The organism is Streptomyces sp. NBC_01294 (genome assembly GCF_035917235.1).
Lineage (GTDB): Bacteria > Actinomycetota > Actinomycetes > Streptomycetales > Streptomycetaceae > Streptomyces > Streptomyces caledonius.
In genome coordinates this window covers 6,111,031-6,131,097 of the sequence record NZ_CP108423.1, presented here as the reverse complement: position 1 = coordinate 6,131,097, position 20,067 = coordinate 6,111,031, and the positions used below count along the sequence as shown (strand labels likewise).

17 protein-coding genes are annotated in these 20,067 nt (G+C 73.5%); 7 read left to right on the top strand and 10 right to left on the bottom strand.

Going from position 1 to position 20,067, the window contains the following annotated elements; genetic code table 11:
• The first annotated feature begins 181 nt into the window (after nt 1–181).
• Nucleotides 182–730, top strand: a complete 549-nt coding sequence (locus OG534_RS27705; RefSeq protein ID WP_326591565.1) for a hypothetical protein — start codon at nt 182–184, stop codon at nt 728–730.
• Here the strand turns inward: OG534_RS27705 and OG534_RS27700 are convergent.
• The 3 genes from OG534_RS27700 to OG534_RS27690 form a co-directional block, all read right to left on the bottom strand.
• A complete protein-coding gene (locus OG534_RS27700) occupies nt 711–1,916 on the bottom strand; it encodes an SWIM zinc finger family protein (RefSeq protein ID WP_326591563.1) in 1,206 nt (401 codons plus the stop codon). The genes OG534_RS27705 and OG534_RS27700 overlap by 20 nt on opposite strands.
• The gene (locus OG534_RS27695; RefSeq protein WP_326593889.1) at nt 1,913–4,729 is read right to left on the bottom strand and encodes a DEAD/DEAH box helicase; all 2,817 of its coding nucleotides are present in this window, start codon (nt 4,727–4,729) and stop codon (nt 1,913–1,915) included. The genes OG534_RS27700 and OG534_RS27695 overlap by 4 nt, the downstream gene beginning before the upstream one ends.
• 170 nt (nt 4,730–4,899) lie before the next feature.
• Complete coding sequence (locus OG534_RS27690) at nt 4,900–6,225, bottom strand: helix-turn-helix domain-containing protein (protein WP_326591561.1); 1,326 nt, start codon at nt 6,223–6,225, stop codon at nt 4,900–4,902.
• A 200-nt stretch (nt 6,226–6,425) separates the two neighbouring features.
• Here OG534_RS27690 and OG534_RS27685 point away from each other — a divergent pair, with 200 nt between their 5' ends.
• Entirely contained in the window at nt 6,426–7,043 is a 618-nt protein-coding gene (locus tag OG534_RS27685; RefSeq protein ID WP_326591560.1) for a hypothetical protein, read from the top strand.
• Between the two features lie 46 nt (nt 7,044–7,089).
• Entirely contained in the window at nt 7,090–7,350 is a 261-nt protein-coding gene (locus OG534_RS27680; RefSeq protein ID WP_326591558.1) for a DUF6343 family protein, read from the top strand.
• Nucleotides 7,351–7,375: 25 nt separating this feature from the next.
• On the opposite strand, the gene OG534_RS27675 is transcribed toward OG534_RS27680, so the two are convergent.
• The 4 genes from OG534_RS27675 to rpsA all read right to left on the bottom strand — a co-directional run bounded on the left by OG534_RS27675 (nt 7,376) and on the right by rpsA (nt 11,367).
• Nucleotides 7,376–7,762: a tetratricopeptide repeat protein gene (locus OG534_RS27675; protein ID WP_326591557.1), complete on the bottom strand. Its 387-nt coding sequence runs from the start codon at nt 7,760–7,762 to the stop codon at nt 7,376–7,378.
• Between the two features lie 192 nt (nt 7,763–7,954).
• Nucleotides 7,955–8,563, bottom strand: a complete 609-nt coding sequence (gene coaE / locus OG534_RS27670; protein ID WP_326591556.1) for a dephospho-CoA kinase — start codon at nt 8,561–8,563, stop codon at nt 7,955–7,957.
• Between the two features lie 76 nt (nt 8,564–8,639).
• Nucleotides 8,640–9,578 (bottom strand): PAC2 family protein, encoded by a 939-nt coding sequence (locus OG534_RS27665; protein WP_326591555.1) that lies wholly within the window; start codon nt 9,576–9,578, stop codon nt 8,640–8,642.
• Nucleotides 9,579–9,855: 277 nt separating this feature from the next.
• A complete protein-coding gene (gene rpsA, locus OG534_RS27660) occupies nt 9,856–11,367 on the bottom strand; it encodes a 30S ribosomal protein S1 (RefSeq protein ID WP_326591553.1) in 1,512 nt (503 codons plus the stop codon).
• Between the two features lie 350 nt (nt 11,368–11,717).
• On the opposite strand from rpsA, the gene OG534_RS27655 reads away from it, so the two are divergent.
• Complete coding sequence (locus OG534_RS27655; RefSeq protein WP_326591551.1) at nt 11,718–12,566, top strand: class I SAM-dependent methyltransferase; 849 nt, start codon at nt 11,718–11,720, stop codon at nt 12,564–12,566.
• Between the two features lie 4 nt (nt 12,567–12,570).
• The gene (locus OG534_RS27650; protein ID WP_326591549.1) at nt 12,571–15,282 is read left to right on the top strand and encodes an ATP-dependent RNA helicase; all 2,712 of its coding nucleotides are present in this window, start codon (nt 12,571–12,573) and stop codon (nt 15,280–15,282) included.
• Here the strand turns inward: OG534_RS27650 and OG534_RS27645 are convergent.
• Together OG534_RS27645 and OG534_RS27640 are read right to left on the bottom strand one after the other, a co-directional pair.
• A complete protein-coding gene (locus OG534_RS27645; RefSeq protein WP_326591548.1) occupies nt 15,272–16,264 on the bottom strand; it encodes a DUF3068 domain-containing protein in 993 nt (330 codons plus the stop codon). The two genes, OG534_RS27650 and OG534_RS27645, sit on opposite strands and share 11 nt — an antisense overlap.
• A gap of 13 nt (nt 16,265–16,277) precedes the next feature.
• The gene (locus tag OG534_RS27640; RefSeq protein ID WP_150256957.1) at nt 16,278–16,418 is read right to left on the bottom strand and encodes an SPW_0924 family protein; all 141 of its coding nucleotides are present in this window, start codon (nt 16,416–16,418) and stop codon (nt 16,278–16,280) included.
• A gap of 209 nt (nt 16,419–16,627) precedes the next feature.
• On the opposite strand from OG534_RS27640, the gene OG534_RS27635 reads away from it, so the two are divergent.
• Complete coding sequence (locus OG534_RS27635) at nt 16,628–17,629, top strand: hypothetical protein (RefSeq protein WP_326591545.1); 1,002 nt, start codon at nt 16,628–16,630, stop codon at nt 17,627–17,629.
• Nucleotides 17,630–17,673: 44 nt separating this feature from the next.
• Here OG534_RS27635 and OG534_RS27630 read toward each other — a convergent pair whose 3' ends face one another.
• On the bottom strand, nt 17,674–19,002 hold the full coding sequence (locus OG534_RS27630) for a lytic transglycosylase domain-containing protein (protein WP_326591543.1): 1,329 nt from the start codon (nt 19,000–19,002) through the stop codon (nt 17,674–17,676).
• 193 nt (nt 19,003–19,195) lie between these two features.
• On the opposite strand from OG534_RS27630, the gene OG534_RS27625 reads away from it, so the two are divergent.
• The gene (locus OG534_RS27625) at nt 19,196–20,056 is read left to right on the top strand and encodes a DUF4184 family protein (protein ID WP_326591542.1); all 861 of its coding nucleotides are present in this window, start codon (nt 19,196–19,198) and stop codon (nt 20,054–20,056) included.
• The last annotated feature ends 11 nt before the right edge of the window (nt 20,057–20,067 follow it).

The window sequence follows — 20,067 nt, the reverse complement described above, 5'->3', positions numbered from 1 at the left end:
CCACCTCCCGCAACCACCGCCGCGATCAAGCCATTCCGACGACTGTGACGCATCACAGCTTCCCTGCCTTCCGGAGGAGTATGCGGGCGCTGCACCCGCACCGGAGATAACGCGGTAAACCCATTCGGGTTATAGGGCCGGTGGACATTTCACTCAATCGTGTACGGGGTACTGCTACTTCATGACTGATCGCCCTCTGCTCCTCCTCGACGTGGACGGCCCCCTCAATCCCTTCCGGTCTCCCCTCGCCGGCCTGCGCGGGTACCGGAGCCACCGGATGCGACCGGACATCTGGCTCTCCTACCGCGACCCGGAGTCCCGCAGCGCCCGGCGCGGCACGCGGGTCCGCCTCCATCCGTCCCACGGGGCCCGGCTGCTGGCCCTGCCCTTCGAACTCGCCTGGGCCACCGCCTGGACGCACCAGGCCAACACGTTGATCGCCCCGCACATCGGGCTGCCCGGCGACCTGTCCGTCGTCGAATGGCCGGAACTCTTCGCCGAAGACCCCGAGGGCCTCTCGTGGAAGACCCGCCACCTCCACCACTGGGCGGCCGGCCGCCCCTTCGCCTGGGTCGACGACATGATCACCCCCCGCGACCGGGCCTGGGTCGCCGCCCACCACCCGGCCCCTGCCCTCCTCCTGCGCATCCACCCGCGCCACGGCCTGCGCGACCGCGACTTCACGACATTGACCCGCTGGGCCTCCGGGCTCAGCGCAGCAGGGCGGTGACCGGGTCCGGGGAGGGGCGGCCCGTGGGCCACCAGTCCTCGTCGTCCGGGCGGGACTCGTAGGCGTACCAGAGCGCGTCGCGGCCGAGCCGGAGCTGGCGGGTGTGTGCCGTGAGGCGGTTGCGTTCGGGGCGGAAGGAGCCCTGGGCGGCGGCCAGGAGCAGCGGGCGGGCCCGGTCGAAGGGGCCCGCCGGGGGATCCCAGGGCTCTTCCAGGGCGGCCAGGGCGGGGCGGCCGCCCTGGCGCCAGGCCGCGGCGGCCCGGGCGAGGTCGGTGGTGGTGCGGCCGGTGGCGCGGGCCAGATCCCGGTAGAGGGTGCGGGCCGCGCCCGTCAGGCCTGCCGTGGCGTGCGCGGACGCCAGCCGGACGGCGTCCTGCCAGACGGTGAGCCCGGCGATCGGGTCCTCGCCGGTGGTGAGGAGCGCGAGGGCGCGGGCGGCCGCGTCGGAGGCGAGCTGGTCGAGGGCGAGCGGGTCCGGGGCCGCCGGGTCGGCCGGGTAGGCGGGCGGCAGGCCCGCGGCGGCGGGCGCGGGGAGCGGCGCGGGCAGCAGCGGCAGACCGGTGCGGGCGAGCGCCGCCCGGGCCGGGACGCCGGGGAAGTCCTGCGCCGCGTCGGGCTGTTCGCGCGCGGCGTGGGCGGCATTGCGGCGGGTGAGCTCGTCCAGGAGCTCCCGCTCCCCCCGGCCGCGCAGGAGCAGCAGGACGAAGGGGTCCTCGTCGAGGAGGCGGGCCGCCCGGTAGCAGAGGGCCGCCGCGTGCTTGCACGGCGGACGCCCGACGTCCGGGCAGGAGCAGTGCGGGACGAGCTCGCCCGCGCCGGGCAGGACGTTCTGCGCGAGCGACTGCGGAACCTCCCGCTCCAGCAGGGCGGCGAGCGCCGCGGGGTCGGCCGCCACCGCCTCCAGCAGTTCGCTCCACTCCGCGTCCGCGAAGACGGGCAGGGTCAGCTCGGTGCGGTACGGGCGGGGCCGGCTGCCCCGGACGTACGCCACGATCCGGCCCGGGGTGACGGTCACCGCGTCGACGTGCCCCTGCTCGGCATACGCACGGCCCCGGGCCAGGCGGGCCGTGTCGTGGGAGACCTCCTCCAAGGCCGACACCCAGGCCCGGCCCCACCAGCTCACCGCCGCGACCCCGGCGGGCACCGTCTCGAAGGTGCGGCGGCGGTCGTCCCGCGCGGTGATCACGCGGGCCTCCGCAGGGAGACGAGGTCGGCCAGCTCGCGGTCGGTCAGCTCGGTCAGCGCCGACTCGCCGGAGCCGAGGACGGCGTCGGCCAGGGCCCGCTTCGCCTCCAGCATCTCCGCGATCCGGTCCTCGACGGTGCCCTCGGCGATGATCCGGTGGACCTGCACGGGCTGGGTCTGGCCGATCCGGTAGGCGCGGTCGGTGGCCTGCTCCTCGACGGCGGGGTTCCACCAGCGGTCGAAGTGGATGACGTGGCCGGCCCGGGTGAGGTTCAGCCCGGTGCCCGCCGCCTTCAGGGACAGCAGGAAGACCGGGACCTCACCGGCCTGGAAGCGGTCGACGAGCTCCTCGCGGCGCGGCACGGGCGTCCCGCCGTGCAGCAGCTGGTGGGAGATGCCCCGGGCCGACAGGTGGCGTTCGATGAGGCGGGCCATCGTCACGTACTGGGTGAAGACCAGCACCGAGCCGCCCTCGGCCAGGATCGTGTCGAGCAGCTCGTCCAGCAGGGCGAGCTTCCCCGAGCGGTGCGCGATCCGGGGCTGCTCCTCCTTCAGGTACTGCGCCGGGTGGTTGCAGATCTGCTTGAGCGAGGCCAGCAGCTTCATGATCATGCCGCGGCGTTCCATGCCCTCGCTCGACTCGATCACGGCCATCGCCTCGTCCACCGCGGCCTGGTAGAGCGAGACCTGCTCCCGGGTGAGCGAGACCGGGTGGTCGGTCTCCGTCTTCGGCGGCAGCTCGGGCGCGATGCCGGGGTCGGACTTCTTGCGGCGCAGCAGGAACGGCCGGACGAGCGCGGACAGCCGGGCGACCGCCGCCTCATTGCCTCCGTCCTCCTCCTGCTGGTGTTCCACCGGGCGGGCGTGGCGGGCCCGGAACGCGGTGAGCGGACCGAGCAGCCCCGGCGTGGTCCAGTCGAGCAGCGCCCACAGCTCGGAGAGGTTGTTCTCCACCGGGGTACCGGTCAGCGCCACCCGGGCCGGCGCCGGAACCGTGCGCAGCGCCTTCGCGGTCGCCGAATGCGGGTTCTTGACGTGCTGTGCCTCGTCGGCGACGACCATGCCCCAGCTCTGTTCGGCGAGCAGGGGGGCGCTGGCGCGCATCGTCCCGTACGTGGTGAGGACGAAACCGCCCGCGCTGGACGTCAGGTCCTCGATGCTGCGGCTGCCGCCGTGGAAGCGGCGCACGGGCGTGCCGGGGGCGAACTTCTCGATCTCCCGCTGCCAGTTGCCGAGGAGGGACGCGGGACACACCACGAGCGTCGGCTCGGGCCGGTCCCGGTGCAGGTGCAGCGCGATCAGCGTGACGGTCTTGCCCAGGCCCATGTCGTCGGCGAGGCAGCCGCCGAGGCCGAGGGAGGTCATCAGATCCAGCCAGGCCAGGCCGCGCGCCTGGTAGTCGCGCAGGGTGGCCTTGAGCGCGGCGGGCTGCGGCAGCGGGGCCAGCTCCCCCGTCAGCCGCTCCCGCAGGGCGGCCAGCGCCCCCACCGGCACCACCTCGACGGGCAGGCCGTCGACCTCGGCCGTCCCCGACAGCGCGGTCGCCAGCGCGTCCACCGGATCCAGCACGCCCAGCTCCCGCTTGCGCGCCTTGCGCACCAGCTCCGGGTCGACCCGCACCCACTGGTCCCGCAGCCGTACGACGGGCCGGTGGGCCTGGGCCAGCGCGTCCATCTCCCCCGGGGTGAGCCGGTCGCCGCCCAGCGCCAGCTCCCAGGAGAAGGCGAAGAGGTGCTCGGCGTCGAAGAAGGCGGTCCCGTCGGTCGCCGAACCGGGCGCGGTGGACCGTACGACGGCGGTCGCGGACAGCGTACGGGCGAGCTCGCGCGGCCAGTGGACCAGGACCCCGGCGGCCGCCAGCCGGCTCGCGACCACCCCCAGCAGGTCTTCGAGCTCCGGGTCGGACAGGGCGAGGGCGTCGGGCACGGGCTGGTCCAGCAGGCGCAGCAGGGGCGGCCAGACCCGCGCGGCCCGGCGCAGCGCGAGCACGGCGTCGATCCGGGCGCGCGGGCCGAACCCGGCCGCTGCCGTGCCCGCCCACAGCTGCCCGGCATCGGTGACCAGGGTCGGATCGGCCAGGCTGTGCACCTGGACGACGGCGGCCCCGGCCCGCCGAGTGTCCTCCCCCTCGGCCTCGTCGAAGAGGCGGAAGGAGGACAGGTCGAGCCGCAGCGATATCCCCACGCCGGTGTCGGAGCCGGCCGCGACCTGCGCGGCCCAGGCCTCCATCCCGGGCACCCGCTGCGCCTCCCGCGCGGCGAACGGCCGCCCGGCGGCCACGGCCGCGGCCGGGGTGCGGGGCAGTCCGTCGGCGACGGCGTCGAGGAACGCGCGGACCAGCGCCTCCGGTTCGGGCAGCTGGAGCGGACGGCGGCCGGCCAGGGGCGTCGCGTACCCCTCGTACGGCAGCGCGGCGGCGACCGCGCGCAGGTGGTCGATGTCGGTGGCGTCGAGCGGCCCGGCGCGCCAGGCGTCGACGCCCTCCGGGGTGAGGCCGGGGAGCAGCCGGCCGCGGGCGGCCAGGGTCAGCGCCTGCACGGCGGCGGTGCCCCAGGCGCGGGTGGCGCCGTGCGCGGCGGGGCTGCGGGGCGCCTGCGCGAGCAGGGTCAGGGCGGAGGCGACGGAGAAGCTCACCGCGGGCACGGTCCGGCTGCGGACCCCGTCGCCGTGCGGTCCTACGACGGTGAGCGGTCCCGGCGTGCCGATGTCGGGCAGGGCATCGCCGTCGGGGGCCCAGAAGGCGACGCGCCCCTCGCGGGGCACGGCGGCGGGCAGGAAGACGGCGGCATGGCGCAGCAGTGCGGATGCCTGCAGCGGTGGCTGCGGCCATGGCCGCGGCCGTGGCTGCGACTGTCCCGTCACGGTGTCCCCCTCCCCCGTCGATGTCCCTGATGTTCCTGATGTCCCTGCGGATCCGTCGGTCCTCTCTGCCGACGAGTCTAGGCGGGGCCACCGACAACGCCGCTGACCTGCGGATCAACGGATCAGCGGGCCCAGCGGCCCTGTTCCAGCGCGTAGCCGTACACGGGCCGGCCGGTGGCCGCGCTCGTGCGCAACGGCCGGCCGCCGTCGTCGATGCGGAGGGTGCCCGAGCCGGACGGCCCGGTCCAGCGCAGGTCGAGGGACCAGTCGCAGTCGCAGCCCGTGGTGACCGCCTCCACCCGCAGGACGACCGGCTCGGCCGCCGAGACCCTCAGCGGGAACGAGGGGGCCGGCAGCGCCTTCCCGGCGTCGTTCCCGGCGACGGGGCGGGCCAGCGGGCGCGGCGCGTCCAGGTTGACGGCGAACACGGCCGGGGTGAGCCCGCCGCCGCAGCCCTGCGACATCTGGTAGACGTTCCAGGCCGGCGGGGTGCGGCGCGCGGCCACGCGGACCTCCATGTCCTCCAGGACCACGGCGCCCCCGCCCGTGCCGTGCAGGGTGACCTCCACGATCTGGGTCCCGGCGTGCACGGCGCGCTGGGCCGACGCCCAGGCGGGCGCGTCCGCCTCCACGGGCGGCGGGGGCACCGAGCCGGGGCCCCGCTCGGCCAGGTACGCGTGATCGCAGCCCGCGGCCCACACGTGTGTCCGTACCGCAGCCTTCAGGGGCACCACCGGAGCGGCATGCGGAGCCGAGGCCGTGGCAGTGGCCGTGACCGGCGGCGACGCGGCGGGCGGGACGGGCCCCGGGGCCGATCCGCCGCCCGGCGCCGTCGGTTGCGGCGCACCCGTCGCCGTCGCTACCGGGGCGGAGGCCGGTCCGGATCCCGGCGCCGACGGGGCCGTCGGGCCCGCCCCGGCCCCCGCTCCGGTGCGCGGCGCACGGAGCTCCGGGCCGGCCACCGCCAGCAGCGCCACGGCGACCGCGCCCGCCGTCGCTCCCGCGGCGGCTACGACGACCGCGCGCCGCCGGTACCAGGGCCCGCGGGGCAGCGGGCCGGGCCCGGGCCGGGACCCCACGGCAGCGGCAGGCTCCGGCGCCGGCGCCACGACCACGACCGGCTCCGGCTCTGGCTCCGGCTCCGGCTCCGGCTCCAACACCGCCTGCGTCTCAAGTGCCGGCGCTGGCGCGGGCTCACCCCCCGCGCGCCGCCGGGCATCCGCCAGCAGCCACGCCCGGTGCAGGTCCACCGCCTCCGCCGGCGACCCCCCACAGGCCCGCGCGAAGCGGTCCACCACCGCGAACTCCGCCGGCAGCGCGTCCCCGTTGCAGTACCGGTGCAGCGTCGACGTGCTCGTGTGCAACCGACGCGCCAGCGCGCCGTAACTCAGCCCGGCCCGCTCCTTCAGCTCCCGCATCAGCCGTGCGAAATTCTCGGCCTCGCCCACGGCGTCCCCCGTCCCGCGTTCCGTGACTGCGTTCCATGCATGAGGTGTTCCCCCAGGTGACAGCGCGTACGGCCGTTCCAGTGTCCCGGATTCGCCGCAATCCGTGGCCCGCCGCACCGTCCGGGGAACAGGCTGAGGGAGCTCACCGAGCCGAACGCGCTCGTCAGGCACACCACAGCATCCAACGGGGAGAACCGACCATGTTCCGACGCTCCGACACCGCCGCCACCCTCGCCACCGCCCTCGTCGCGACGGCCACCGCCCTCGTCCTCACCACCTCGACCTCCGCCGCGGCCGCCACCGCGCCGGGGTTCCTCAGCGGCACCGACCTGCCGCCGCACCCCAGCTCGCCCTGGTACGCCGGCGCGGTCACCAAGGGGCTGCCCGAGTTCGCGCCGTTCTGCCTGGAGGGCGCGCTTCCGGCGACGGGCAGCTGGCACCGCGACTTCGGCACCGAGTTCGACACCGGCGCCGTGCAGGTCTCCGTACGGTCCGCCTCGCCCTCCGCGGCCGCCAAGCTCGTCGGCACCCTGGAGCGCAAGGTCGCGGCGTGCGCCGCCGACTGGCTGCGGACGACCCCGGGCGGTACGGCCTCCTGGCAGGACTACGGGACGCTCCCCGTCGAGGAGGGCGCGCACGTCTACGGGGTCCACACCTCGATTCCCGACTCCGAACCCGGCGTGCACCTCTTCGGCATCGGGCGCGACGGCGCCACCGTGACCGTCGTGAAGTGGGGCGAGATGGGCAACCTGTCCCACGCTCCGGTCGCCGACTTCAAGAAGACGACCACGAAGGCCGTGAACAAGCTCAACCCGTGACCTGCCGGAGTGGGACCATGGACGTGAGACGTGAGAGGCGATGTCCATGCGTTCGGGGAACGAGCCGGTGACCGCGCGAAGCCCGCTGCGGCTGCGGTTCTGGCTGGGCGTCTGGGGGCTGATCTGGGCCGTCGGCGGGACGGCCGTCTTCTCACTGGCGGGCCGTCCCGGATGGGCGGCCGCCTGCGGGGCACTGGCGGTCGTCGTGACCGTGGACCTGTTCATGGTCCTGCGCCACATCCACCAGGGGCCGCACTACCAGCCCGGCCCGGACGTCCCGCCGTACGAACCGCCGCGCCCCCATTGAGCCGGTGGGCTGGTAGGCGCGTCGATCAGGCCTGGTCGTCGAAGCGGGCCGCCGCCAGGTAGTCCGGCTGCGGATCGAGGGCGGCGGCCAGGCGGAAGTGCTTGCGGGCCTGCTCGGGCCGGCCCGCGCGCTCATGGGTGCGGGCCAGCGCGAAGTGGGCGAAGGCATTGTCCGGCTCGCGCTCCAGCACCAGCTCGAACTCCAGCTCCGCCGGGCGCAGTTGGGCCGAGGCGAAGAAGGCCCGGGCCCGCAGCAGCCGCGCCGCCGTGTTCTCCGGGTGGGCGGCTATGACGGAGTCGAGCAGCTTGACCGCGCCGCGCGGGTCACGTGCGGCGAGCAGGTGCTCGGCGGCCCGGTAGTCGATGACGTGTGTTTCCGGGCTGGCCGGGGTGGGGCGCGTGGTCTCGGACACGGTCGAAATCCTTCCCTCTACGGGCGCGTTCAACGCCCCCGCCCCACCCCCTATTCCGTGCACACGTCAGACGTCGAGCGCGAGACGCGAAACGCGGGACGTCGGACACCAGACGTCAGACGTCAGGCGTCAGGCGTCAGGCGTCAGGCGTCAGGCGTCAGGCGTCAGGCGTCAGGCGTCAGGCGTCAGGCGTCAGGCGGCGCCGCCCGCCGCCCGCGCGGTGAGTTCCTCCCACACCTTGCGCACCTGCGGCTCCAGCGCCTCCAGCGGCCCGTCGTTGTCGATCACGAGGGTCGCCACCGCGAGCCGCTGCTCGCGCGAGGCCTGCGCGGCCATCCGCGCCCGCGCCTCCTCCTCGGCCATCCCGCGCAGCGCGGTCAGTCGCGCCAGCTGCGTCTGCGGTGCCGCGTCCACCACGACCACCAGGTCGTACAGCGGCGCCAGGCCGTTCTCGGTGAGCAGCGGTACGTCGTGCACCACGATCGCGCCGGCCCCCGCGGCGGCTTCCAGCTCGGCCGACCGGGCCCCGACCAGCGGGTGCACGATCGCGTTGAGCGTCTGGAGCTTCGCCGGGTCCGCGAACACGATGGACCCCAGCTTTGGCCGGTCCAGCGTCCCCTCGGCGGTCAGCACCGACTCGCCGAAGGCCGCCATGATGGCCGCGAGCCCCGGCGTACCGGGCTCCACGACCTCGCGCGCGATCCGATCGGCGTCGACGACGATCGCCCCGTACCCCGCCAGCAGTCGCGAGACCTCGCTCTTGCCGGCACCGATTCCGCCCGTCAGGCCTACTTTCAGCATGCCCCACAGCTTAGGCCCCCGAGCCCGACCTTTGGCCCTGGGTTCCACCCCGAGACCCGAGGCCTGAGACCGGACCTCAGCCCTCGCCCTCACGCTCCGCGAGGAAGCGCTCGAACTCGCGCCCCAGCTCGTCCGCCGACGGAAGCTCCGCCGGCTCGGCGATCATGTTGCCCCGCGTCTCGGCTCCGGCGACCGCGTCGTACTGGTGCTCCAGCCCCTGCACCAGGCCGATCAGCTCCTCGTCGCCCTCCCGGATCTGCCGGTCGATCTCCGTCTGCGTGCGGTGCGCCTCGGTGCGCAGCGCGTGCGCCACGGCCGGCAGCACCAGCCCGGTCGCCGCGGTGATCGCCTCCAGCACCGTCAGCGCGGCGTCCGGGTACGGGGAACGCGCGACGTAGTGCGGTACGTGTGCGGCGACGCCCAGCACGTCGTGCCCGGCCTGCCCCAGCCGGAACTCCACCAGGGACTCCGCGCTGCCCGGCACCTGCGCCTCGTCGAAGGGGCTGCGGTGGCCCGGCATGAGGTCGGTCCGGTTGCCGTGCGGGGTGATGCCCACGGGGCGGGTGTGCGGGACGCCCATCGGGATGCCGTGGAAGTTGACCGAGAGCCGGACCCCGAGGCGCTCGACGATCTGCCGGACGGCAACGGAGAAGCGCTCCCACTCCACATCCGGCTCCGGGCCGGACAGCAGCAGGAAGGGCGCTCCGGTGGCGTCCTGGACGAGCCGGACCTCCAGCCTCGGCTCCTCGAACTCCGTCCACCGGTCGCGCTGGAAGGTCAGCAGCGGGCGGCGCGCCCGGTAGTCCACCAGCCGGTCCGCGTCGAAGCGCGCGACCACCTGGTGGGGCAGGGTGTCCAGGAGCCGTTCGACGATCTGCTCCCCGGCCTCACCCGCGTCGATGTACCCCTCGAAGTGGTACAGCATGACCAGCCCGGCCGAGTCCTGGGCAACCGCCAGATCGGCCACCGCCAGGCCCTTGGCGTCCCATTCGTACAAACCCTGTGGATCAAGCACCGACACCACTCCTCCTCGCCGTGTTCTCTGCCAAGAACGTCCAAGGCCACGCCGCCATTCCCCAGTTGGCCGCATTCACCGGAATCAACGGATCAAGGGACAAACACAGCATCACGGGACGCTGCGGCATCACGGGACAACCCAGGGCCCGAGGCGCGACGGCGCGGCATCGGTGGTGACAAAACGCGGTAAGGCCCGCCCCCCGAAGGGGACGGGCCTTACCGTTCAACGCAGTTCAGCTCTGCTCACACCGGAGTGCGATGCGCGCTGCGATCGATCAGCTCTGGCCGCCGGCCAGCTTCTCGCGGAGCGCGGCCAGGGCCTCGTCCGACGCCAGGGCGCCAGAGGTCTCGTCCGACTCCGAGGAGTAGGAACCACCCGAGATGCCCGCACCGGCGTTGCCACCACTGGCGGCCGGGGCGGCAGCACCCTCGGCAGCAGCGGCCTCGTCGGCCTCGCGGCTCTTGATGACCTGAGCCTGGTGCTGCTCGAAGCGCTGCTGCGCCTCGGCGTACTGGGTCTCCCAGGCCTCGCGCTGCTTGTCGAAGCCCTCGAGCCAGTCGTTGGTCTCGGGGTCGAAGCCCTCGGGGTAGATGTAGTTGCCCTGGTCGTCGTAAGACGCGGCCATGCCGTACAGGGTCGGGTCGAACTCGACCGACGCCGGGTCGGCACCGAAGGACTCGTTGGCCTGCTTCAGCGACAGCGAGATCCGGCGACGCTCAAGGTCGATGTCGATGACCTTGACGAAGATCTCGTCGTTGACCTGGACGACCTGCTCCGGGATCTCCACGTGGCGCTCGGCCAGCTCGGAGATGTGGACCAGACCCTCGATGCCCTCGTCCACGCGGACGAACGCACCGAACGGAACCAGCTTGGTGACCTTACCCGGGACGACCTGACCGATCTGGTGGGTCCGGGCGAACTGCTGCCACGGGTCCTCCTGCGTCGCCTTCAGCGACAGGGAGACACGCTCGCGGTCCATGTCAACGTCGAGAACCTCGACGGTGACCTCCTGGCCGACCTCGACAACCTCGGACGGGTGGTCGATGTGCTTCCAGGACAGCTCGGAGACGTGCACGAGACCGTCGACGCCGCCCAGGTCCACGAAGGCACCGAAGTTGACGATCGAGGAAACGACGCCGGAGCGGACCTGACCCTTCTGCAGGGTGGTGAGGAACGTCTGGCGAACCTCGGACTGGGTCTGCTCGAGCCAGGCGCGGCGGGACAGGACCACGTTGTTGCGGTTCTTGTCCAGCTCGATGATCTTCGCCTCGAGCTCCTTGCCCACGTAGGGCTGGAGGTCGCGGACGCGACGCATCTCGACGAGAGAGGCCGGCAGGAAGCCGCGGAGGCCGATGTCGAGGATGAGACCACCCTTGACGACCTCGATGACGGTACCGGTGACGATGCCGTCTTCTTCCTTGATCTTCTCGATGGTGCCCCAGGCACGCTCGTACTGAGCGCGCTTCTTCGAGAGGATCAGGCGGCCTTCCTTGTCCTCCTTCTGGAGAACCAGGGCCTCGATCTCGTCGCCGACCTTGACGACCTCGTTCGGGTCGACGTCGTGCTTGATCGAGAGCTCGCGGCTCGGGATGACACCTTCGGTCTTGTAACCGATGTCGAGGAGAACCTCGTCCCGGTCAACCTTGACGATGACGCCGTCGACGATGTCGCCATCGTTGAAGTACTTGATCGTCTCGTCGATGGCCGCGAGGAACGCGTCCGCGTCGCCGATGTCGTTGACCGCAACCTGCGGAGTGGTGGCGGTGGTCTCGGTGCTGCTCGTCATGTGGGAAAGGGCTCCGGTTACGGACAGAAAGTCGTAGGTACTGCTACGCCGGGAGCCCTTATCGGCATCTGCCGAAGCCGGACAGCCAAGGAGACCCCCATTCCGCAGATGCGGAGGGGCCTCGAAAACCGAGGGGACCTCAACAAATACAAGCGCAGCCTGCTAGGTCTGAGGAGCACAGGCTCGCAGCGCAACTTGTAGCATACGGGGGCAGCCGGACAGGGTCAATGCGCGAAGGCGCACACCCCGGGCGGATCGCCGCATAACCGGCACAATTTCTGGGCGGGAGCACCTTCATGACGCTTCCTGCCACATTCCGAAGACACTCGCAGACTACGACGACGGGCCCCATGAACCAAGAGGACTACGCCTCCGAAGACGCAAACGGAGCCGATCCGGGCTCCGTGGAAGACGCCCAGGCCACACGGCGTGACGCGGGGGAAGCGGAGAGCAGCCGGGCGAGCCGCGGATGGTGGGACCGCAACGCCGACGAGTACCAGAGCGAGCACGGCGCCTTCCTCGGCGACGACCGCTTCGTCTGGGGCCCCGAAGGACTGGACGAGGCGGACGCGGCCCTCCTCGGCCCCGCCGCCTCCCTCAAGGACAAGGACGTCCTGGAGATCGGCGCCGGCGCCGCCCAGTGCTCGCGCTGGCTGGCCGCCCGGGGCGCCCGCCCGGTCGCCCTCGACCTCTCCCACCGCCAGCTCCAGCACGCCCTGCGCATCGGCGACGACGTCCCCCTGGTCGAGGCCGACGCCGGGCGGCTCCCCTTCCGGGACGGCTCCTTCGACCTCGCCTGCTCCGCCTACGGCGCCGTCCCCTTCGTCGCCGACCCCGTCACCGTCATGCGCGAGGTGCACCGCGTCCTGCGCCCCGGCGGCCGCTGGGTCTTCTCCGTCACCCACCCCGTCCGCTGGGCCTTCCCCGACGAGCCCGGCCCCGAGGGGCTGTCCGTCGCCGCCTCCTACTTCGACCGCACCCCGTACGTGGAGCAGGACGAGGAGGGGCGCGCGGTGTACGTCGAGCACCACCGCACCCTCGGCGACCGGGTCCGCGACGTGGTGGCGGGCGGATTCCGCCTGCTCGACCTGGTCGAGCCGGAGTGGCCCGAGTGGAACCACCAGGAGTGGGGCGGCTGGTCCCCGCTGCGCGGCAACCTGATCCCCGGTACGGCGATCTTCGTGTGCGAGAGGGACTGATCCCTTGATACGCCAGGCCGCCCTCGACTCCCTTCCCGTACGGGAGGCCGTGCCCGCGCTCGTCTCCGCACTGGACGACCACGGCACCGCGGTGCTCTGCGCCCCGCCCGGCACCGGCAAGACCACCCTGGTGCCGCTGGTGCTCGCGGGTCTCGTGGGCGGCGGGCCGCGCCGCCGGGTCGTCGTCGCCGAGCCCCGGCGGATCGCCGCCCGGGCCGCCGCGCGGCGGATGGCCTGGCTGCTGGGCGAGCAGGTCGGCGGCTCGGTGGGCTTCACGGTGCGCGGCGAGCGGGTGGCCGGCCCCGGCACGGTGGTGGAGGTGGTGACCACCGGAGTGCTGCTCCAGCGGCTCCAGCGCGACCAGGAGCTGGCCGGCGTGGACGTGGTCGTCCTGGACGAGTGCCACGAGCGGCACCTGGACGCGGACACGGTCGCCGCCTTCCTCCTCGACGTACGGGAGAACCTGCGCCCCGAGCTGCGGCTCGTGGCGGCCTCGGCGACGACCGACGCCGCCGCGTGGGCCCGGGTCCTGGGTCACGGGGGCCCGGGTGACGCGCCGGTGGTGGAGGCCGCGGGGGTCTCGTACCCGGTGGAGACCGTCTGGGCCCCGCCGGCCCGCCCGGTGCGGCCCCCGCACGGGATGCGGGTCGATCCGGCGCAGCTGACCCACGTGGCCTCGGTCGTGCGGCGGGCCCTGGCGGAGCGCGAGGGCGACGTCCTGTGCTTCCTGCCCGGAGTCGGGGAGATCGCCCGGGTCGCCGGGCAGCTGGGCGGGGTGGACGCGGAGGTGCTCCAGGTCCACGGCCGGGCCCCGGCCGCCGTGCAGGACGCGGCGCTGACGGCCTCGGACCACCGCCGGGTGATCCTCGCGACGGCCGTCGCGGAGTCGAGCCTGACCGTCCCCGGGGTGCGCGTGGTGGTGGACTCGGGGCTGGCCCGCGAGCCGCGCGTGGACCATGCGCGGGGGCTGGGCGCGCTGGCGACCGTACGGGCGTCCCGCGCGGCCGGGCGCCAGCGGGCGGGACGGGCCGGGCGCGAGGCGCCCGGCGCGGTGTACCGCTGCTGGACGGAGGCGGAGGACGGCCGGCTGCCCGCGTTCCCGTCGCCGGAGATCCGCATCGCCGACCTGGCGCAGTTCGCCCTGCAGGCCGCGTGCTGGGGCGACCCGGACGCGGCCGGGCTGGCGCTGCCGGACCCGCCGCCGGCGGGAGCCATGGCGGCGGCGCGCGAGGTGCTGGTGGCCGTCGGCGCGGTGGACGCGGCCGGGCGGCCCACCGCGCGGGGGCTGCGGATGGCCCGGCTGGGGCTGCACCCGCGGCTGGCGCGTGCGCTGCTGGACGGCACGGCCGCGCTCGGTGCCCGCCGGGCGGCGGAGGTGGTGGCCCTGCTGAGCGAGGAGCCGCCGCGGGAGTACGGGGACGACCTGGCCGCGGCCTGGCGCCGGGCCCGCGCGGGGGGCGACGGCTACGTGTCCCGCTGGCGGGCGGAGGCCAGGCGCTTGGAGCGCGCCGCCGCGGAACGAAACCCTGCTGGGCTCTCCCCCACCCCGCCCCTTCCCGAAACTGTGGGCTCCGCCCCCAGCCCCCCGTCCCGGGGCTCCGCCCCGGACCCGGCGGGGGCTGTCTTTTCAGCCTCGCCGGCGTTTGAGGCGCGGGGTCCGGGGCGGAGCCCCGGTCTTTCAGCCTCGCCGGCGTTTGAGGCGCGGGGTCCGGGGCGGAGCCCCGGCAGCGGCGCGGCACCCGACGATGGCGCCGCCGGGCTGATCGCGGCCCTCGCGTTCCCCGAGCGGGTCGCCAAGGCCAAGGGCGAGGGGGCCTTCCTCATGGCCTCCGGCACCGCGGCCGAGCTCGGCGACGGCTCGGGCCTGCGCCGCGCACCCTGGCTGGCCGTCGCCGTCGCCGACCGCGCCCCCCACTCCGCCTCCGCACGGGTCCGGCTGGCCGCCGTCATCGACGAGGAGACCGCCCGGGCCGCCGCCGCACACCTCCGCACGGACACCGAGGAGGTGCACTGGGAGGACGGCGACGTGGTCGCCCGCGCGGCGCAGCGGCTCGGGGCGATCGAGCTGGCCGTACGGCCCCTGCGCACCCCCGACCCGGCGCTCGTGCGGGCCGCCCTGCTCGACGGGCTGCGCGACGAGGGCCTCGGCCTGCTGCGCTGGTCCCCGGACGCGCAGGCGCTGCGGGCCCGGCTGGGCTTCCTGCACCGGACGCTCGGCGGCGCGTGGCCCGCCGTGGAAGAGGACGGCACGCTGCTGGACCGGGCCGACGACTGGCTGGAGCCCGAGCTGTCGCGGGCCCGGCGTCGCGCGGACCTCGGGCGGATCGACGCCGGGCAGGCCCTGAACCGGCTGCTGCCGTGGGCGACCGGTGAGGCCGCCCGGCTGGACGAGCTGGCTCCGGAGCGCCTCGAAGTGCCCAGCGGATCCCGGATCCGGGTGGACTACTCCGCCGAGCAGCCGGTGCTCGCGGTGAAGCTCCAGGAGCTGTTCGGGCTGGCCGAGACACCGCGCGTGGCGGGCGTACCGGTGCTGGTGCACCTGCTGTCGCCCGCCGGCAGGCCCGCGGCCGTCACCGCCGACCTGGCCTCCTTCTGGCAGGGCGGCTACCGCGCCGTCCGCGCCGAGCTGCGCGGCCGCTACCCCAAACACCCCTGGCCGGAGGACCCGGCGACCGCCGAGCCCACCCGCCACACCAACGCCCGGCTCAGACGCTGATCCCTTCCCCCTGCCCTTGCCCTTCCTCCCGCACGCGGCGGCCGCGGGCCTCCAGCCACAGCGCCAGCCCCAGCAGCGCGAGCCCGCCGGTCCCCAGGCCGATCGGCGCGTAGGTGTGCAGCGCGAGGACCTTCATGCGGTTCGACTTGACCAGCTCGACCGTGTAGTCGGAGTAGTCCTCGCGCATCGTCACGTGCCCGGCGAAGGCGGTCAGCTTGCCGTCGGGGCCGCCCGCCGCGATGCCGCCGCGCATCTCCTGCTGGATGTCCTGCTCGGCGTTGACCGGCGCCCCCGTCACCGGGTCGACCCAGAACCTCACCTTGGCGGTGTACCAGAGGGTGGTGCCGGTGGCCGCCTCGATCGTCGCCGGGTCGATGCCCTCGATCGGCATCTTCTTCGGCATCGCGACCTTGGTCCACGGGATGGTCTGCTCAAAGTAGTAGACGTCCATGCCCTTGAACGTGCGCGGCCCGACGTAGTGGATCGGCGAGGAGGTGCGGGTCTGCGCGTCGAAGTACAGGTAGTCGCGCGGCTCGGTGAAGAACGGCCACTTGAACTCGATGCCCTCGCGCTTGACCGGGTCCCCGTCGACCATCTCCCCGGTGGCGTGCACCGGGTCCTGGGTGTGCGCGTCGAAGATGTAGCGCTCGGGGATCTGGGAGACCATCTTGCCGTCGGGGCCGATGATGTAGGACAGCGTGTCCCAGACCACGACGTCCTTGCCGGCGCTCGACTCGATCTCCTTCGACGCCTCCACGTTGCCCTTGAGGGTCTGGACGATCGTGACCTTGTCGACCTTCTTCGGCTGCATGCCGCCGGTGTAGTCGAGGAGGGTCGCGTCCTTCGCCTCCAGGACCATCTCCTGGTACTGGCTCGGCGGGATCTTGGCGAGACGGGGGTACGCGTACCAGCGCAGCAGCGGTGCGAGGGCCGCGCAGAACACGGCGAGGGCAAGCAGGACGAGGCTCGCTCTGCGTCGCATGGCCGGGCCTCCTCTACTTTCCGGGCGCGGGGGGCGCGGTGGTGAGCAGGGGCTTGGGTGAGGTCTCGCCTTCGGGCACCCCGAACGCCGTGATGGCGAACACGAGGGCCAGCGCGGCCGCGAGGCCGATGGCGGCGGCGACGAATGCGCGCATGCCGGGGCTCCGAAATCTGATGAGGCGTCAGAGATGGGGCACCGTAGCAACGCGGGGGCGAGATGAGAACCGTTCGAGCCGCAGATCACCGCTGGGCCGCCTGGGGGGACCTCGGCGTCCGCCGGCACACCCACCGTCGCGTTGCGCACGGCGGGACGCCCACCCCATGGAACACTGATCAGCAACAGACTGTAATCAAATGATTACACATGGCGATCGGAGAAGTGATGCACAGACGTCAGCTCAAGGCCGTGGCCCTGGCTGTGCCGTTCGTGGCCGCGCTCAGTCTCGGCAGCACCGCGGGCGCGACCTCCCTGGCGGCCATTCCGTGCGACGTCACCGCCCTCAACAACGCGATCATCGCCGCGAACAACAACACCGGACCGCACACCATCCGGCTCGCACCCAAATGCGTCTACAACGTCCTCACTCCCGCGTCGACCGGCGGTCTCGGCCCCAACGCCCTGCCCCTGATCACGGGCACCGTCACGCTGCTGGGGAACAAGACCACCATCCGACGGGATCCCGACGCGACCGAGGGCTTCCGCATCGCTCAGATCGACGGCCCCGGCGGGCGCCTGACCGTCGAGGGTGTCACCGCGACCGGCGGCGGCTATCTCGACTACGCCGGCACCTACCTGCCCACGGACGGAGGGACGCTCATCCTCAAGCACAGCACCGTGACCAACAGCACGGCGAACCAGGGGGGCGCCATCTTCGTGAACCAGAGCAGCACCCTTGAGATGTACAACAGCGTCGTGCGGGACAGTGCTGCCCAGCGGGGTGGTGCCATCTACAACGGGCCGGGAAGCACCACCCTGCTGCAGAAGACCAAACTGGTGCGAAACCAGGCCACGGAGCTGGGGGGCGGCCTCTTCACCGCCGGGGTCTCCACGACCATCAAGAACTCGCACATCGACGACAACCGCGCCTTCCAGCAGGGCGGCGGAATCTACAACGACCGCGCTCCGCTGAACATCTCCTCGACGACCATCGCGGACAACCGCGCGGGCCAAACGGGTGGCGGCATCGCCAATGACGGCACCACCACGCTGACGGACACAAAGGTGCGGCGCAACATCGCGCTCAACGGCGGCGGCGTCTGGCAAGGACCCTCTGGCGGCTCCCTGACCCTCGTCAGGAGCCGGATCGTCGAGAACACGCCCAACAACTGCCGGCCCGTCGGGTCGATTCCCGGCTGCACGAACTGACCCCAGCCTCGATCCGCGAGCCGGCTTGATCCACAAGACACGGCTTAGGTGTGCTGCCCGGGGGTCGGCCGGGGCACCGCCGGGGTGGAGGACGGCGACGCGGCAGGCTTCGGCGTGCGTGACGAGCCAGGCGTCGGGGTCGGCGTGGGTGTGAGCGTGGGCGTCGGGGTCGGCGAGGGCTTCGGGTCCGGCGTCGGGGTCGACGTAGGGGTCGGGGTCGGGGTCGGGGTCGGCGTAGGCGTCGGGGTCGGCGTAGGCGTAGGCGTAGGCGTCGGGGTGGGCTTCGGGTCCGGCGTAGGCGTAGGCGTCGGGGTGGGCTTCGGGTCCGGCGTCGGCGTGGGCGTCGGGGTCGGGTCCGGCGTAGGCGTAGGCGTCGGGGTGGGCTTCGGGTCCGGCGTAGGCGTAGGCGTCGGAGTCGGCTCCGGCGTCGGGGTTGGCTTCGGAGTCGGCTCCGGCGTCGGGGTTGGCTTCGGGGTGGAACTCGGGGGCTGCGGCGTGGGTGTGCCCGGTCCCGTACCGGGCCGGTCCGGGATCTCGTGCGTCCCCTTCAGGTAGTACGTGAACCAGGACCGCACCGTGCGCAGGTACTCGGCCGATCGGTTGTAGGAGAGCACGGCCCGGTCCAGGTCCGCGTCCACCCGCAGGTCGCGGCTGCCCGCGCACAGGTAACGCCCGGCCGCGAGGGCCGCGTCGTACACGTTGTTGGGGTTGCGCCGCCCGTCGCCGTCCGCGTCCTGGCCCCACGCCGCCCACGTGGAGGGGATGAACTGCATCGGCCCGACCGCCCGGTCGTAGCTGGTGTCGCCGTCGTAGGCGCCGCCGTCCGTGTCCGAGATGTTCGCGAAGCCGTTGCCGTCGAGGACGGGCCCCAGGATCGGCCGCAGGGTGGTCCCGGCCGCGTCGACCCGGCCGCCGCGCGCCTGCCCGGACTCCACCTTGCCGATCGCCGCGAGGAGTTGCCAGCGCAGGCCGCAGCCGGGGTCGCTCTGCCCCACCGTCCGCTCCGCGCGCAGGTACGCCGCGAGCACGGTCGCCGGTATCCCCTGCGCGCCTTCCACCGGTGCGGTCCCGGCCGCGGCCGGCGCCACGTCCGGCGTCGCCGGGGCCTGTGGCGGCGTCGGCTGCGCCTCGTCCGGCAGCACGGCCGGCGGCTGCGGGCTCACGAGCGGCGGGAGTTCGGTGAAGTAGGCGGAGTCCCCGCCGGGCGCGTCCGCCGGGACGGGCTGCGGACCGGCCTCGCCGGCCGTGGCCGCCCGGTCGGTGTGCCCACCCGCCGGACCCTGCGAGGCGGTCACCGCGGCGACCACCAGTGCGGAGATCACGGCGGCCGTCGCTCCCCTGCGCAGCCTGCGTCCGATTATTCGAGCCGACATGAGCCGGACCCCTCCCCCTCGACGTCCGCGTGACCCTATGTCAACTCCCTGCAAGGGGCACGGACGATGGGCCGGAATTCACCACATCGCCACGTCCGCGCGCAGGTCACGCATACTGTCGGGACCCTTCGGGCGCATTGGCCCGAAGTAAGGAACATCCACGGGAACGTCCACGGAAACCAGGAGAGGTGCCATGCCGTTCACTCTCAGCCATGCGGCTGCCGTACTTCCGGCCGTCCGCCGGACGGGGCGCGCACGGGGCCCCCTGGTCGCCTCCGCACTGGTCCTCGGCTCGTTCGCGCCGGACACCTTCTACTTCACTGACGCGATCGTCGAGGGCGTCATGGCGTACGGGAGCTTCACGCACTCCCTGGCGGGGGTGTTCACGCTGGACGCCGTGCTCACCGCCGTCCTCGTGGGGTGCTGGCTGCTGCTGCGCGAGCCGCTGATCGCGCTCCTGCCGCGCGGCCGGCAGGGCAGGGTCCACGCCTTCGTACGGGGCGAGGAGTGGCGCGGGCGTCGCCGACTGCCCGCGCTCGCCGCCTGGTTCTACGTATCGGCGGTCGCCGGTTCCCTCACCCACGTGGTGTGGGACAGCTTCACGCACATCGACCGCTGGGGAACGAACGCGCTGCCGGAGCTCGGCGAGCCGCTCGCCTTCGGCCTGCCCCTCTACTCGTACCTCCAGTACGGCAGTTCGGCGGTCGCGGCCTGCGCGCTGCTCTGGTTCACGGCGACCGCGCTGCGCCGCCTTCCCGACTCCGCGGCCCCCGCCTCGGTGCCGGTGCTCGGCCGCGCGGAGGTCTGGGGCGCGATCGCCCTCGTCGCGGTGTGCGTGGCGGCCGGGGTCACGATGCGCGTGATCCGCTTCTACACCTTCTTCGACCGGATCCGTACGCCGTTCGACATCATCCCGACGGTCTGCTTCGGCGCGGGCGCCGGCCTCGCCGTGGCCCTGCTTCTGTACGGGGTCCTCGTACGCCTGCTCCACCGCCGCGACCGCGACCGTGACCGCACGGACGAGGAAACGCGAACGCCCGTCCCCACCGCCTGACTTACGGCGGG